14 protein-coding genes are annotated in these 14816 nt (G+C 62.2%); 11 read left to right on the top strand and 3 right to left on the bottom strand.

Features of this window, described 5'->3' with window-relative positions; genetic code table 11:
* Positions 1-18 precede the first annotated feature (18 nt).
* Positions 19-729 (bottom strand): GntR family transcriptional regulator, encoded by a 711-nt coding sequence (locus tag FJ948_RS13465; protein ID WP_140705108.1) that lies wholly within the window; start codon positions 727-729, stop codon positions 19-21.
* Between the two features lie 184 nt (positions 730-913).
* Here FJ948_RS13465 and FJ948_RS13460 point away from each other — a divergent pair, with 184 nt between their 5' ends.
* The 6 genes from FJ948_RS13460 to FJ948_RS13435 all read left to right on the top strand — a co-directional run bounded on the left by FJ948_RS13460 (position 914) and on the right by FJ948_RS13435 (position 7385).
* The gene (locus FJ948_RS13460) at positions 914-2392 is read left to right on the top strand and encodes a sugar ABC transporter substrate-binding protein (protein WP_140705106.1); all 1479 of its coding nucleotides are present in this window, start codon (positions 914-916) and stop codon (positions 2390-2392) included.
* A 77-nt stretch (positions 2393-2469) separates the two neighbouring features.
* Complete coding sequence (locus FJ948_RS13455; protein ID WP_140705104.1) at positions 2470-3429, top strand: sugar ABC transporter permease; 960 nt, start codon at positions 2470-2472, stop codon at positions 3427-3429.
* On the top strand, positions 3426-4316 hold the full coding sequence (locus FJ948_RS13450) for a carbohydrate ABC transporter permease (RefSeq protein ID WP_140705102.1): 891 nt from the start codon (positions 3426-3428) through the stop codon (positions 4314-4316). The genes FJ948_RS13455 and FJ948_RS13450 overlap by 4 nt, the downstream gene beginning before the upstream one ends.
* Before the next feature lie 10 nt (positions 4317-4326).
* The gene (locus tag FJ948_RS13445; protein WP_140705100.1) at positions 4327-5424 is read left to right on the top strand and encodes an ABC transporter ATP-binding protein; all 1098 of its coding nucleotides are present in this window, start codon (positions 4327-4329) and stop codon (positions 5422-5424) included.
* 33 nt (positions 5425-5457) lie between these two features.
* Positions 5458-6621, top strand: a complete 1164-nt coding sequence (locus FJ948_RS13440; protein WP_140705098.1) for a mandelate racemase/muconate lactonizing enzyme family protein — start codon at positions 5458-5460, stop codon at positions 6619-6621.
* A gap of 23 nt (positions 6622-6644) precedes the next feature.
* Positions 6645-7385, top strand: a complete 741-nt coding sequence (locus FJ948_RS13435; protein ID WP_140705096.1) for a ribonuclease activity regulator RraA — start codon at positions 6645-6647, stop codon at positions 7383-7385.
* A gap of 231 nt (positions 7386-7616) precedes the next feature.
* On the opposite strand, the gene FJ948_RS13430 is transcribed toward FJ948_RS13435, so the two are convergent.
* Positions 7617-8513 carry a LysR family transcriptional regulator gene (locus tag FJ948_RS13430; RefSeq protein WP_140705094.1) on the bottom strand — a complete coding sequence of 299 codons (897 nt, stop codon included), beginning with the start codon at positions 8511-8513 and terminating at the stop codon, positions 7617-7619.
* Between the two features lie 327 nt (positions 8514-8840).
* On the opposite strand from FJ948_RS13430, the gene FJ948_RS13425 reads away from it, so the two are divergent.
* The 4 genes from FJ948_RS13425 to FJ948_RS13410 all read left to right on the top strand — a co-directional run bounded on the left by FJ948_RS13425 (position 8841) and on the right by FJ948_RS13410 (position 11741).
* Entirely contained in the window at positions 8841-9575 is a 735-nt protein-coding gene (locus FJ948_RS13425; protein WP_140705092.1) for an SDR family oxidoreductase, read from the top strand.
* A gap of 49 nt (positions 9576-9624) precedes the next feature.
* Positions 9625-10377 carry a glucose 1-dehydrogenase gene (locus tag FJ948_RS13420; RefSeq protein ID WP_140705090.1) on the top strand — a complete coding sequence of 251 codons (753 nt, stop codon included), beginning with the start codon at positions 9625-9627 and terminating at the stop codon, positions 10375-10377.
* 32 nt (positions 10378-10409) lie between these two features.
* Positions 10410-11009, top strand: coding sequence for an NAD(P)-binding domain-containing protein (locus FJ948_RS13415; protein WP_140705088.1), 600 nt, complete (start codon positions 10410-10412; stop codon positions 11007-11009).
* A gap of 99 nt (positions 11010-11108) precedes the next feature.
* Positions 11109-11741, top strand: coding sequence for a class I SAM-dependent methyltransferase (locus FJ948_RS13410; protein ID WP_140705086.1), 633 nt, complete (start codon positions 11109-11111; stop codon positions 11739-11741).
* Positions 11742-12106: 365 nt separating this feature from the next.
* On the opposite strand, the gene FJ948_RS13405 is transcribed toward FJ948_RS13410, so the two are convergent.
* The gene (locus FJ948_RS13405; protein WP_140705084.1) at positions 12107-13312 is read right to left on the bottom strand and encodes an ROK family transcriptional regulator; all 1206 of its coding nucleotides are present in this window, start codon (positions 13310-13312) and stop codon (positions 12107-12109) included.
* Positions 13313-13469: 157 nt separating this feature from the next.
* Here FJ948_RS13405 and FJ948_RS13400 point away from each other — a divergent pair, with 157 nt between their 5' ends.
* Positions 13470-14723 (top strand): ABC transporter substrate-binding protein, encoded by a 1254-nt coding sequence (locus FJ948_RS13400; protein ID WP_246677513.1) that lies wholly within the window; start codon positions 13470-13472, stop codon positions 14721-14723.
* Positions 14724-14816 lie beyond the last annotated feature (93 nt).

The following is a 14816-nucleotide window of genomic DNA, read 5'->3' as shown; positions in this document are numbered from 1 at the left end:
ATTCTGACTGGGCCCGTCTTATCCGGCCCGAGCGGCGTTGCGCGCACGCATCTGTTCGAGAACATGCCGGCCGGAACCCTCGACATGGCGGGCAATGAGTTCGGCCGCCTTGTCCGCCTCCCCCGCTTTGATAAGCGCGATGAGTTCGCGGTGCTCGCGAATGATCGCGGCACGCCGCGCCAGCGTGAAATTGAAACGCCGGCTCACCGCCCGCAGCACTTCGCGATGCTTCCACCAGAGCTCGGCGGCATGGCGGTTATAATGCCGCTGGTACATCACGGTGTGAAAAGCGGTATCCAACTCGCTGTGCCTGAGCGTGTCGGCGAAATTGTTCTCTTCAATCAGGCCTTGGATACGTTCCAGTTCGGCGATGTCCTCGCCGGTAGCCATACCCACGAACCATCGCGTCAGAGCCGGCTCGATCAGAACGCCGATCTCGTAGATATCGCGGACGAAATCCTGATCGATGGGTCTCACGCGCGCGCCGCGGTTGGGCGAGAAGATGACGAACCCCTCGCCCCGCAACAGCTGGAGGGCCTCGCGCACGGGGTTGGTCGAAGTGCCGTGGCGGCGGGCGAGATCGGTGACGACAAGCCGTTCATTGGCGGCGAGCCGTCCCTCGATGATGTCTTCCCTTATCAGTTCGTAAAGGGAGGCGCCCTCGCTCGAGGCTCCGATAGCGTCGATCCCCGCAGGTGGTTTTGCCTTGAAATCGTCTGTTTCGGCCAAGGCCGGGCTCCCCAAATTGACACACAGTCTGCCCGATATCACGCATGGTTTCCATAAACAATGTACGATCTGGTGCGTTGACAGGCAATCCATGTTCTGAAAACGTACTAAATGATCGGGAGGATACACTATGCTGAAAGAACCGCCCTCGCGATCGCGGGGCGGAGAACCAGGGAGGATACCTATGACGAGGATCATGCTCGGCAGTGCGGTCCTGCGCGGCACTGTGGTCGGTATTTTGACGACATCGCTTATGTCCACATCCGCGCTGGGTGCGCCACCGGTCGACCTGAGCAAGTGGTCGCCCGAATATGTGCGCTCCATCGCCGGAACTCAGGATTTCGATACGGCCGGCGATTGCGCCAAGGTCACCCCGCTGGATTACAAGGGGCGACTGACCTTCTGGTATCAGGGCGTGTTCGAGGGCGATCCCGACCTCCTGCGCCAATACTACAAGGATTTCTTCGAGACTTTCCGCAAGACCTATCCAAACATCCAGCTCGAGGAACAGGCCCTCACCTATAACGACCTTCTCGACAAATTCCGCACGGCACTCCTGGGCAATGCCGCGCCGATGGCGGTGCGTCTGCAAATCCTGGGCGGTACCGAATTTGCCTCGAAGGGCTATCTGCAGCCGCTCAAGCCGGAGGATGTTGGCTATTCGACCGAGGATTTCTGGCCCGGCGCCATGAAGGCCGTGACCTGGGATGGAGTTACCTACGGCGTACCGACGAACAACGAGACGATGGCGTTCATCTGGAATGCCGACATCTTCAAGCGTGCGGGTCTCGATCCGGACAAGGCTCCGGCAACCTGGGACGACGTCGTCAAATATTCCAAGCAGATCCACGACAAGCTCGGCATTGCCGGTTACGGTCTCGTGGCTCGCAAGAATGCCGGCAACACGCCCTATCGCTTCATGCCGCAGCTGTGGGCCTATGGCGGCGGCGTCTTCGACGAAGCCACGGCGAATCCGACTTACAAGGAGGTGGAGCTCGACAGCCCGCAGAGCAAGGCGGCGCTGCAAGCCTCCTACGATATGTATGTCCGCGACAAGTCGGTCCCGGTCTCGGCACTTACCAACCAGCAGGCCGACAACCAGCCTCTGTTCGTCGCCGGCCAGTTGGGCATGATGGTCTCGCACCCGTCCGACTACAACGTCATGCTCGACCTGCAGGCGAAGGCGACCGGCACCGACAAGGAAAAGGCGCAGACCGTCATCGACAACATGCGCTACGGCCTGATCCCGACTGGCCCCGACGGCAAGCGCGCCGTCGTGTTCGGCGGCTCGAACATTCACATCCTGAAGCCAGAATATGTCGAGGGCGGAAAAGTGGACGAGCCGGCCGCGAAGGCGATGATCTGCATGTGGGCGAGTCCGGAATGGTCGCTGAAGATGGCCTATGCCGGCTCGAACCCGGGCAACCTCAACGGCTTCAAGACCAAATGGATGAAGGAACGTCTGGAGCATATCAAGTTCCTCGACGTCACGACCTCCATGCTTCCGTACGGCATCCCGTTCCCGGCGCTGCCGGAGTCCCCCGAGATCATGAACATCATCGTCCCGGACATGCTGCAGAATGCCCTGACCGGAGCGATGACGGTCGATCAGGCAGCGGACGACGCGGCCAAGAAGGTGAAAGACCTGATGGGCGGACTCTAGTCCGGACCTGACCTCCGATCTGGCCGGCCGCGCCGAGAGCGCGGCCGGTTCGTTCCGAAGAACAAGGGCACGCCACAGTGACGATCGTGACCGGCAAGACCGAGGCTCGCCGAAAATTACAACCCGTCAGATCCGGTGCGTTGCGGAATATCTGGGCGCATCGCGCCGACTACGCATACGTGCTCCCGGCGATCGCCGTGATGCTCGTCGTCATCGCCTATCCGATCTACTACACGATCGAGCTGTCGTTCTATAAGACGCCGCCCGGCCTGCAGCTCCGCGACAAGACCTTCATCGGCTTCGACAATTACACCACCATCCTGACCAGCGAGGTGTTCTGGAAAGTCACCTGGAACACTTTGATCTGGACATTCGGGTCCACCTTCATCTCCTTTGTCCTGGGGTTTGCCACGGCGCTGGCGCTGCACCGGGACTTTGTCGGCCGAGGCGTCCTGCGCGCCATCCTGATCATTCCCTGGGTGATCAGCGCGGTCGCCGCCTCCTATATCTGGAAGTGGATCTACCATTCGGATTTCGGCATCATCGGCGCGGTGCTGGTCGGCCTCGGATTGACCGACCGGCCGCCCAATTTCATCGACAACGTCAGCACGGTGCTGCCCTCCCTGATCGTCGTCAACATCTGGCGCGAATTCCCGTTTGCCATGATCATGATGATGGCCGGCCTCCAGACAGTCCCCGAGCAGTTGTTGCGCGCCGCCAAGGTCGACGGGGCCAACGCATGGCAGCGCTTCTGGCACGTCACCTTCCCGCACTTGCGCAACGTCTCGGTGGTCACGATCCTGTTGCTTGCGGTGGCCAACTTCAATTCCTTCATCATCCCCTGGATCATGACCGCGGGCGGGCCGTCGAACGCATCGCATATCTGGATAACCCACATTTACGAGCTTGCCTTCGGCCGGCAGCGCTGGGGCGTGGCGTCGGCCTATTCGGTGCTCCTGTTCCTCATCCTGATGGCGCTGGGCTACTTCTACGTCCGTGCACTGAGCGGCAACGAGCGGAAAGAGGGGAGCGCATGAGCACGATCGCCGAGGCCACCGCTCGGGGCCAGACCCGTCGCCGTATGCGCATCGACGGATGGCGGTGGGCGGGGCGGATCTTCCTCTTGTTCATGCTGCTCTACACCGCCGTGCCAATGATCTGGATGCTGATCACCTCGATCAAGTCCGGCTTCGCGGCGACGCAATTCCCGCCGCAATGGTGGCCGGACGAGCCTACGCTTGCCAGCTACCAGAAGCTGCTGGATCCGCAGAACAGCGTCGGCCAGGACTTCCTGCGCTTCTTCTGGAACAGCCTTTTCGTGTCGACCGTCACGACGATCCTTTCCGTGATCGTGGCTGTCCCCGCGGCCTACGCATTTTCGCGCTTCACGTTCCCGGGACGCAACTTCCTGTTCTTCGCCGTGCTGCTGCGCAACATGTTCCCGGCGGTGATCTTTCTCGTACCGCTCTTCATCCTGATGCGCGCGATCGGGCTGGTGAACACGCATGGCTCGCTGATCCTGACCTATCTCACCTTCGGCCTGCCGCTGGCGATCTGGCTGCTCAAGGGGTTTTACGACAACATCCCGGTGCAGCTCGAGCAGGCGGCGCGCATCGACGGGGCAACACGGTTCCAGGCATTCATCATGATCGTGATGCCGCTTTCGACGCCGGGGATCATCGCCACCGCGATCTATTCCTTCATCGGCGCGTGGAACGAGTACATCTACGCCTACACCTTCCTCTCAAAGAACGAGCAGCTGACGCTGCCGGTCGGCATCCAGCGCTTCTTCTCGGAAAATACGACGGACTTTCCAGGCCTGATGGCGGCGAGCTTCATGATGAGCGTGCCCGTCGTGGTGCTTTTCCTCGTCCTGCAACGATACTTCGTACGCGCCCTGACAGAAGGCGCGGTCAAGCATTAGGGAGTTGCCAATGGCCCACGTGGTCCTCAAAGATCTCGTCAAGACCTACGGCAGCTTCAAGGCCGTCAACGACGTTTCGCTGACGGTCAACGACGGCGAGTTCGTTGCGCTCGTCGGCCCGTCGGGCTGCGGCAAGACAACCACGCTCAATCTTGTCGCGGGGCTGACCTCGATCACCTCGGGCGACATCGTCATCGGCGACCGGGTGGTCAACGACCTCGATCCCAAGGACCGCGACATCGCAATGGTGTTCCAGAACTATGCGCTCTATCCGCAAAAGTCGGTTTACATGAACCTGGCGTTCCCGCTGCAGATGCGCAAACTGCCGAGGGACGAGATCGACAAGAAGGTCAAGGAGGCGGCGCGGGTGCTCGACATGACGCACCTGCTCGAGCGCAAGCCTCGCGAACTTTCGGGTGGCCAGCAGCAGCGTGTGGCCCTGGGCCGCGCCCTCGTGCGCGACCCAGCCGTGTTCCTCATGGACGAGCCGCTCTCCAACCTCGACGCCAAACTGCGCGTACAGATGCGGTCGGAGATCAAGCGCTTCCACCAGGACCTCAAGGCGACGATCATCTATGTGACGCACGACCAGCTCGAAGCCGTGACGATGGCCGACAAGATGGCGGTGATGAACGGTGGCTTCCTGCAGCAATACGACTCGCCTGCTCAGGTCTTTGCCCATCCGGTGAACATGTTCGTCGCCAGTTTCATCGGCAGCCCGGCAATGAGCCTCATTCCGCTGGAAACATCGACGGCAAACGGCGGCACCGCGTTGACCAGCGCGGAGGGCTGGAGCCTCGGGCTCTCGCCGCGCAACGTCCAGAAGGTCACGAAGGCAGCGACCAAAAAGGTCGTGCTCGGCGCACGCCACTCGACGATCAAGCTGCACAAGAGCGCGGTGCCAGGCAGCATCCCGGCCAAGGTCTACACGGTGGAGCCAACCGGAGACGTCACCTTCGTGCAGGCGTTCCTGTCCGGTGCCATCGTCAATGTCAGCGTGCCGCCGAACATTGCCGTGGCGCCCGACGAGCGGATCTGGCTCGAGTTCGACCAGGAGCGGATGCATCTGTTCGACGGTGAAACCGAAATGGCCCTCGAGGCCGACTGAGACAGGGCGGACGCTTGTGGGACGTGGGCGTGGATGACTACGAAGCTTAAGATCACCGCGATCAAGCCCTATCCGGTGTGGGTGGGAACGCGCAACCAGATGCTGGTCAAGATCGAGACCGACCAGGGCATCTCTGGTTGGGGCGAGAGCGGCTTGAGCGGTCGCGAGAAGGCCGTGGCTGGCGCGGTCGAGCACTATCGCGAGTTTCTCATCGGCCGCGACCCGATGCAGACCGGGCGGATCTGGCAGGAGGTTTATCGCAGCCAGTATTTCGAGGGCGGACGCGTTCTCCAGGCGGCGATATCGGCCATCGACATCGCCCTTCACGACATCAAGGGCAAGGCGCTGGGGGTGCCGGTCTACGAGCTGCTCGGTGGCAAGCAGCGTGACCGAATCCCCACCTTCGCCTCGACGGGAGACGAGGCCGAGGGCGACGTGGCCGTCGAACGGGCCCGCGAATTGCGCGCGCAGGGCTGGCAGGCGATCCGCTTCTTTCCCGTTGGGCAAGACAGCAAGGACATCTTCGAGCCCCGCGAGTCGATCGGCCCTACGGCGACGATGCTGAACAAGGCGCGCCGGGCGCTCGGCGACGACGTCGTGCTCGGCATCGACTATCATCATCGGCTGTCGGTGGCGGAGGCGGCGAGCTTCTGCAACAAGCTCGACCGCGGCGTGCTCGACTTCCTCGAGGAGCCGATACGCGACGAGACGCCGGAAGCCTACGAGGCCCTGCGCAAGATGATCGACATCCCCTTTGCCATCGGCGAGGAGTTTGCCAGCAAGTGGCAGTTCCTGCCCTATATCGAGCGCGGCATCCACCAGTTCAACCGGCTCGACATCTGCAATGTCGGCGGCTTCACCGAAGCGATGAAAGTCGCCGGCTGGAGCGAAGCGCACTATGTGGACCTGATGCCGCACAATCCGCTCGGTCCGGTGTGCACGGCCGCGACCGTGCATCTGGCCGCCGCGGTACCCAATTTCGCGTGGCTGGAGACCAGGGCGCCCGAAACAAAGCTGGGCTTCGACAATTCCGAATTCTTTCCGGTGCAACCACGGCTCGACGGCCCCGATTATCCCGTTACCGATCTGCCGGGGCTCGGCGTCGAGGTCAACGAAGAGGCGGTCCAGGCGCAGAGCTTCCGTTTCTGGGAAGCGCCCCACCTCAAGCGCCGCGATGGTTCTGTCACGAACTGGTAGTTTCCTTTCAATCGGAGTCCACAATGACCCATACTTCCGACATCACGCGGCCGCCCAAGGACCTGATCGACGCGCTAAGCGAGATCGGCGCCGCGACGGTTGCCGGCACGCTTGGCCATATGGGCTTCCGCAATCCGCACATGGTCGGCCCGGTGGCGCAGAACCACGGCAAGTCGATCGTGGGGCCGGCGCTGACGCTGCAGTTCCTGCCGCAGCGGCCCGACCTTTTCAACGAGGGAGAATATGCCGATCCGGAGACACAGTTGCACCGGCACGTGCTCTACCATGCGCAGGAGGGCGATGTGGTCGTGGTCGACGCGCGCGGCGACATGAGTTCGGGCGTCTTCGGCGACATGATGTCGACCTACTTCAAGGGCAGAGGCGGCGCGGGGATCGTCATCGACGGGTGCATGCGCGACCGGCCCAATGTCGAAAAGCTCGATCTGGCCCTCTGGCTGCGCGGCTGGACGCCCAACTACCATGTGCAAACCAGCATCTATCCCAACGCCGTCAACGTTCCCATTGCCTGCGGCGGTGTCACGGTGATCCCCGGCGACATCATCGTCGCCGACGACGACGGGGTGGTGGTGCTTCCCGTCGCAATGGCCGCGAAGGTGATCGAGGAATCCCGGAAGCATCACGATTGGGAGGAATTCTCGCGCGCGAAGCTCATGGAAGGCGGGTCGTTGCAACGCTATTATCCGCTGCACCCAAGTGCCAATGACGAGTATGAGGCTTGGCGGAAAGCCAACCCGAAATTTTGATTGACGGACGAGCTCTCTCCCTCGTTCAGCAAGGGCTCACTCGACGCAAATCCCCGCATTTGCTTGCTCGGTTCCGCAACCGGCGTCGCCTGTGACCCGCTAGAGCGGTTCAGCGTCTGATGGAATCGCCGACCCGCTCTAACTCTTTGTTTTCACGCAATTCCCAAGGGGAAGCGCTACGCGCTTCTCCCGGGAAAACCGTACACACTTTTCCTGGAATTGCTCCAGGCGTCAGTCGCGCGACATGGACAGCCCGGCGAGAAGCGGAGCGTGCGCGGCGAGCCTGCGGGATACGAACTCGGTGAAGAGCCGCACGCGCTTCGTCTTGCGCGTCTCCCCTTGCGTGAGAAGCCAGAGTGTCCCATGCATGGGCAGATTGGTGCCCGGCACTCTCACCAGCAGGGGGTCGGTATCTCCGACGAAGCACGGCAGTTTCGTCATCCCGATCCCTTGCTGTGCCGCGATGATCTGCGTCTCGGCGTCCGGCGTCCTGAACGGAGCTCCCGTGGTGTGAACTTCTCCGTCACGCGCCCAGTCCGGAATTCCATGACTGTCTATGACGATCCAACGGATGGGATCAGGCGTGCCCGCACGCAATGCGACTAGTCGATCGCGAGACATGTAGACGCCGCTGAACAACTGCGGTCCCTTTAGGGCGTGAAGATTGAGCGGCAGGGTTTTGCGGTCGGCGACAATGCGGATCGCGACGTCGGCCTCTCGGTTGGTCAGATTCGCCACCTCGCCGGACGTCAAGATTTCCATCTCGATGTCCGGATGCAAACGCGCGAAGTCGGCAAGATCCGGCATGAGCAAGTGTGTGGCGAGGAACGGTGGAAGCGTCACCCGCAAAAGCCCGCGCGCGCTCTGGTCGCGACCGAAGACGCGCGTCTCCAGCAAGTGCGACGACGCTTCCATCTGGTGCGCGAGATCGAGGACCTCCTCGCCCGCAGCCGTCAGGCGGTAGCCCGAAGGCAGCTTTTCGAACATCTGCGCCCCGAGGCGTTCCTCGAGATGAGCGATGCGTCGCAGCACGGTCGCGTGGTTCACACCGAGCCGCTTGGCGGCAGCCCGCACCGAGCCTCCGCGTGCGGCGGCAAGAAAGTAGCGAACGTCATCCCAGTCGATCATGGTGCAATCCGGCACCGCGCGGTGCGCCTTTCAAAGCCCTTATCCAGCCCATCGTACAGCAGTACGGCCGTCATCATAGCCTTGTCGACGAGCGCGGCCCAATTTCGAACGGCAGAAACCGATCGCCGCGGCTGGCGTCAGTCGGTCACCCGGATCGATTTTGCACCACCGATGTGCGTGCTTGCGCACTCAACAACTGATGCCGCCGGACCCATTTCGAGGGTCTCGGGCCAGATGCGGTCCCGACCCACGACAAGAGAAGGCATGGGAAAGCTTGAGGGCAAGCATTTCTCCGGTTTCTGAGCAAGTCCACGAAGGATGCATGACATGAACAGACTGAATGGAAAGACCGCCGTGATCACCGGCGGCGCTACCGGCATCGGCCTCGCCGCTGCAAAGCGCTTCATCGCGGAGGGCGCCTTCGTCTTCATCTTCGGTCGTCGGCAGGAAGCGCTTGACGCCGCTGTGGCCGACCTCGGGTCCAATTCCCGCGCGGTGAACGGCTCTGTGTCCGATCTGGCCGACCTCGACAGGCTCTACACGGCGGTGAAGGCCGAGCGCGGAACCCTCGACATCGTCTTCGCCAATGCCGGGACGGGAAGCCCGCTTGCGCTCGGCAAGATCACCCCCGAGCACATTGACGAAACTTTCGACACCAATGTGAAGGGTACGATCTTCACGGTCCAGAAGGCGCTGCCGCTGATGGGCAAGGGCGGTTCGATCATCCTGACCGGATCGAGCGCCGGCACGACGGGCGCGCCCGCATTCACCGCATACAGCGCGAGCAAGGCGGCGGTGCGCAATCTCGCGCGGACCTGGGCAGAGGACCTGAAGGGAACCGGCATCCGTGTAAACGTGCTGTCGCCCGGGGCGACGGCGACCGAACTCGCGAAGGAAGCGCTGGGCGAGGAGGGCCAGAAGGCCTTCGCCTCGATGACTCCGCTCCAGCGCATGGCGGATCCGGCGGAGATTGGGGCCGTGGCCGCCTTTCTCGCATCGTCGGACAGCAGCTTCATGACCGCCAGCGAAGTCGCCGTCGACGGCGGCCTGGCGCAGCTCTGACCCCCTCTTGGTCCCAAGCCTGGCACACGCACAACGAAGGATAAACATCATGGAAAGACTTGCAGGTAAGATCGCAGTCATCACCGGCGGCAGCAGCGGGATCGGGTTGGCCACGGCCAAGCGCTTCGTGGAAGAAGGCGCGCACGTCGTGATCACCGGCCGACGCGAGAAAGAGCTGAAGGAGGCCGCCGCCGCCATCAAAGAAAACGTTACGGCGGTCGTCGGCGACGTGGCGCGCCTGGACGATCTGGACCGGCTCTACGCCGTCGTGAAAGAGAAACATGGTCACATCGACGTTCTCTTCGCGAACGCGGGCGCGGGGACAATCGCTCCGCTCGCTGCGGCGACGGAGGCGCATTTCGACCAGACCTTCGATGTGAACGTGAAGGGGCTATTCTTTACGGTGCAGAAAGCCCTTCCCCTCTTCCGGGACGGCGGTTCGATTATCCTGACCTCTTCGGTTTCGAACGTGATGGGGCTGCCCGGGTTCAGCGTTTACGCCGCGACCAAGGCGGCTGTGCGCAACTTCGCGCGCGCTTGGACACTGGAGCTGAAGGACCGCAAGATCAGGGTGAATACGATGAGCCCGGGACCGATCGAGACCCCCGCCCTGGCGACAACGACGGGCCTTACGCCTGAGCAAGCTGAGCAGGCGGCCGCCCAATTCGCCTCGCAGGTCCCCATGGGCCGCAGGGGCCAGCCAGAGGAAATCGCGGCTGCTGTCACGTTCCTCGCCTCCAATGAAAGTTCTTACATCACCGGCGTGGATCTCGCCGTCGACGGAGGGCTGGCGCAAGTCTGACCCCTGGCATCACACACGATCGGAGAAACATCATGAGCTACGCAATCATCGGCTTCGGCAATATCGGCAAGGCCCTGGCCAAGGCGTTTGCCCGCAACGGCATCGAAGTATCCGTGGCAACCACGCGCGACCCCGAAAGCTTTGCATCCGCGGCCGCCGCGATCGGACCCACGATCATTCCCAAAACACTGGCGGAAGCCGTCAAGGCGGACATCATCTTTTTGGCAGTTCGTTTCGAGTCGCATCCGGACGTCGCGAAGGCGCTGCCCACCTGGCAGGGGAAGACCATCGTCGATGTAACCAATGCCTATGGCGTGCCCCCTGAGCAACTGGGAGGACAGCCTTCTTCCAAGTTCATCGCGCAGGCATTCTCTGGTGCAAGGCTGGTCAAAGGCTTCAACCATTTGATCGCTGCCACCCTCGACCAAGCCCCGGCCGTGCATGGTGGCAGGAGAGTGGTGTTCCTGGCGAGCGACGATGACGCTGCCGCGGCGGAGATTGGTGCGCTCGCGGAAAATCTCGGCTTCTCGCCGATCAAACTTGGCGGGCTGTCGGAAGGTGGGCTGCTGGTCCAGGCCCGCGGAAACAGCTGGGGCCATCTGATCTTCAAGGATCTGATCAAGTTTGACTGAGGAAGGACGCACGGATCGGATCGCGCGCGATCCGATCCGTGGGAAATGGAGAATCTCCATGGGTAGCGAAAAGAACGTCCAGACCGAAAGGAGATCCCGATGTACGACCCATCCAAGCTATCCGAGTTGATCCGGTTCGCACGCATCGATGCGGGCTCCACCGTCATTGACGTCTATCCAGGCGACGGCGACTGGACCCGTCTCTTCTCGGACATCGTGGGCCCCCAAGGACGAGTCTACAGCTTCGTGCCGGCCGAAGTCGCTCATTTCAAGAACGATCCGGTTGGCCGCATGCGGACGCTGGCGAAGGAGCCGGGCCGAGAGAACGTCGAAGCCGTCTCGGCGGACCTTGTGGCGATGCCGGATGTCACGCAGCCAGCGGATGTCCTGTGGCTGCACCTGTTCTACCACGATCTCCACACCGCACTGATCCAGGCCAGGGGTGCTACGGCGGCCGACTTCAATCGAGCCGTCCATCAGCGGCTCAAGCCCGGCGGGTCCTACGTCATCGTGGATCACGCCGCCGCCCTAGGGGCCGGCACGAGCGACGCCCAGTCGTTGCATCGGATTGAGCCTGCATCCGTTCGCGAGGAGGTGGAGGCGGCCGGCTTCGTATTGGACGCGGAAAGCACCATGCTCGCGAACAAGGACGATCCGCACTCGATCAAGGTGTTCGATCCCTCGATCAAGGGCGAGACCGATCGCCTCGTCTATCGGTTCGTGAGGCTCTGACGGTCAGCCATCCGCCCTACAGTGAGCGTGGTTTCCGCAAGCGTGAGAGCGTTGGTGCTTGGACACGACGGACTTTGGCTGTCCGTTCGTGAGCAAAGGTGCGGGGCCATATCTCCTCTCGATTGAACGCCGTGAAGTCGGGACCTTGACGAGCGCGTGGCCCATACCCGAAATCCTGGTCCGTGGCTCGCAGGCGTTGGAAGTCTGGCTGGCGGCGATCCCCGACCCCGGTCATGCCGGCGCACGTCCAGAGCCCGGCCGGCGCATTTGGTATGAATGGCCGCATTCAGGCTGCCCATAATCTCCGCGTGGACGTCGGCGGGCGATCGACGGCCCCAGGCATGTCGCGACGTGACCCAAGCCGATCAGCCGAGCGAGAGTTCCTTCGTCTGGTGTCTCAGGACGAGGCCGACCGCGCCCAGCAATGCATCGTTCTCGGTGTGCTTGCCAACGATTATGCGCGTGCGAAGCGCCGGAGCGATATCGCGGGACTTGATGAGCGTGTGGCGTTCATAGGACGCGATCAGCGGCGTCAACAGAATGTCGCCCGCCAACGCCATCTGGCCCCCGATGATGATGAGCGGCGGATTGAGCACCGAGCCGATCAAGCCGAGACCCCGGCCGGCGATCTCGGCGGTGTCCTCGATCATCCGCAACGCCCTGACGTCGCCCTCCCTGGCCATCATGATGACATCGTCCATCGTGACCTGCCGCCGCACAACACGCGAAATCTGTTCCAGCGGCCGGGCAAAACTCGCATAGAGTTCCAGGCATCCGCGATTGCCGCACCGACAAAGATCGCCGCCAGGATCGATGCTGATGTGCCCGAATTCGCCGGCGCCGCCGGCAATGCCCGTGACCAGCCGGCCATTCTGGACAATGGCGCCACCGACCCCCAGATCGATCTTGAACAGCACGAAATCGTCATGGCCGACTGCCGCACCCCACATCAGTTCCGCAATGGCCGAGCAATTGCTCTCGTTGTCGGCGAAGATGGGCTGCTCCAAGATGGGTCCGAACACATCTGGTATGTTGACGCCGGCCCATGTTGGAACGATGCTCGCGCGCAGGACCATTCCATCGCGGCTGACAGGACCAGAGACGGAAATCCCAACCCCCAGGAGCCCCGCCACCGGCAGACCATTTTCCTCGTAAGATTGCGCAATTGCCGATTTGGCCATCTGGGCCGCCTGTTGCGGTTGGTAGTCCAGTGCCATGGGGATAGTTTGTTCGACGATGACGGAATGCGAGACATCGGCAACGATCAGCCGCATCTCGTGAAGTCCCAGGTGAATTCCGACGCAGGTACCCGCCGTCGGATTGAGCGTCACGGCCGCGGCTGGCCTCCCGATAGCCCTGATCCCCTCGCGACTGGTCGGGGTGTCGATCACCATGCCCGATTTTCTCAAGCCATTGAGCGCGGTTGAGACCGTCGAGCGCGCCAGGCCGGTGACGCGTGCGATCTGCGACGCCGAGAGGGCGCCGCGCTCGCTCAGGCAGCGCACGATCATGCTCTCCGGCGATGCGGACGGCCTGTCGATCAGCCAGGCTCTAAGCGAGGGTTTTGTCATGGACCAACATAAACATCGTTGACTGATAGCTCCAATATGTCATCTTGGAAAGAACTCGAGATTAACGCATCTCGCCGGCGGCGGCCTCAAACCGCGGCCATAAGCGGTCGATACGAACCGTGCAACACCATATGGGAGTGAAACTATGAATTGCGTCATGACCGCCCTCGCGGCCGCTCTTGCATGCACCTTTGCCGCCGGGGCAGCCTTCGCCGAGCCCAAGACGAACCTACTGCACCAATGGGCGACTGGATCGGACGCCCAGGCGATCGCCAAGCTCGGCGAGATGTTCACCGCCAAGGGCGGCAAGTGGGAACAGACCTCGATCGCCGGTCACACAGCCAATACGCTGGCCAAGCTGCGCGCCGACGTGATCGCCGGCAATGCCCCGCCCGCCGTGCAGTTGAAAGGTCCGGAAATCGCCGAGTGGAACAAGACCGGCATGACCGCTGATCTCGACGAACTGGCGGCTTCGGAAGGATGGGAGAAAGTGGTCGCGCCGGAATTGCTTCCGGTGATGAAGCCGACAGGCAAATGGGTCGCCGCCCCCATGAACATCCACCGCATCAACTGGCTCTGGGCCTCGCCGAAGGTCATGCAGGCCGCCGGTGTGAAGGAAATGCCCAAGACCTGGGCCGAATTCAATGCAGCCTGCGACAAGATTATCGCCTCCGGCAAGATCTGCATCTCGCATTCGACCGCCGACTGGACGGATTCGACGGTGTTCGAGGTCGTGCTCTACGGCCAGGACATCGATCTCTATCGCAAGGCCTTCGTCGAGGGCGATGTCGAATCCATGCGCAGCCCGGGGATGGTCAAGGCCTTCCAGCAGATGCGCCTGATGACAACCAAGTACATGGATCCGGGCATGGTTGGCCGCGACTGGGATTCGATGTCGGCGCTCGTGGGCAAGGGTGACGCGGCCTTCCACATCATGGGCGACTGGACAATCGGCCTGCTGACCGCCGCCGGCTTCAAGGAAGGCACGGACTATGTCTGCGCCCAGGCACCGACCGATTGGGGCAAACCCGGCTTCATCCTCAACTCGGACTCGGTCGTGTTCTTCAAGCAAAAGGACCAGGATTACATCGACGGCCAGAAGCTGCTTGCCAGCCTGATCCTGTCGCCGGACTTCCAGACGGTCTTCAACCAGGCCAAGGGCTCGATCCCCGCGCGCCTTGATATCGATCTGTCGAACGGCTTCAATCCGTGCCAGCAGCTCTCGCAGAAGGATCTGCAGGCCTCGATCAAGGACGGCACGCTGGTCCGCTCGATGGCGCACAATATGACCATCCCGCAGAAGATGCGCGGCGCGATCATGGACGCCATCACGGAGTTCGTGGCGACTCCCGACATGTCACCCGAGGACGGCGCCAATGCGATGGCCGACGCGGCCGAAGCACAGAAGTAGACGGGAACAGCCGGGCGCGAATTCTATCCGCACCCGGCCATCCTAGATCCCAGTCCCGCGCCGCAAATGTCAAATCACGACCTGATCCTATCG

Source organism: Mesorhizobium sp. B2-3-12, assembly GCF_006442205.1.
GTDB lineage: Bacteria > Pseudomonadota > Alphaproteobacteria > Rhizobiales > Rhizobiaceae > Mesorhizobium.
The sequence above is the reverse complement of the archived record's forward strand: the minus strand, read 5'-3'. Positions and strand labels throughout refer to the sequence as shown.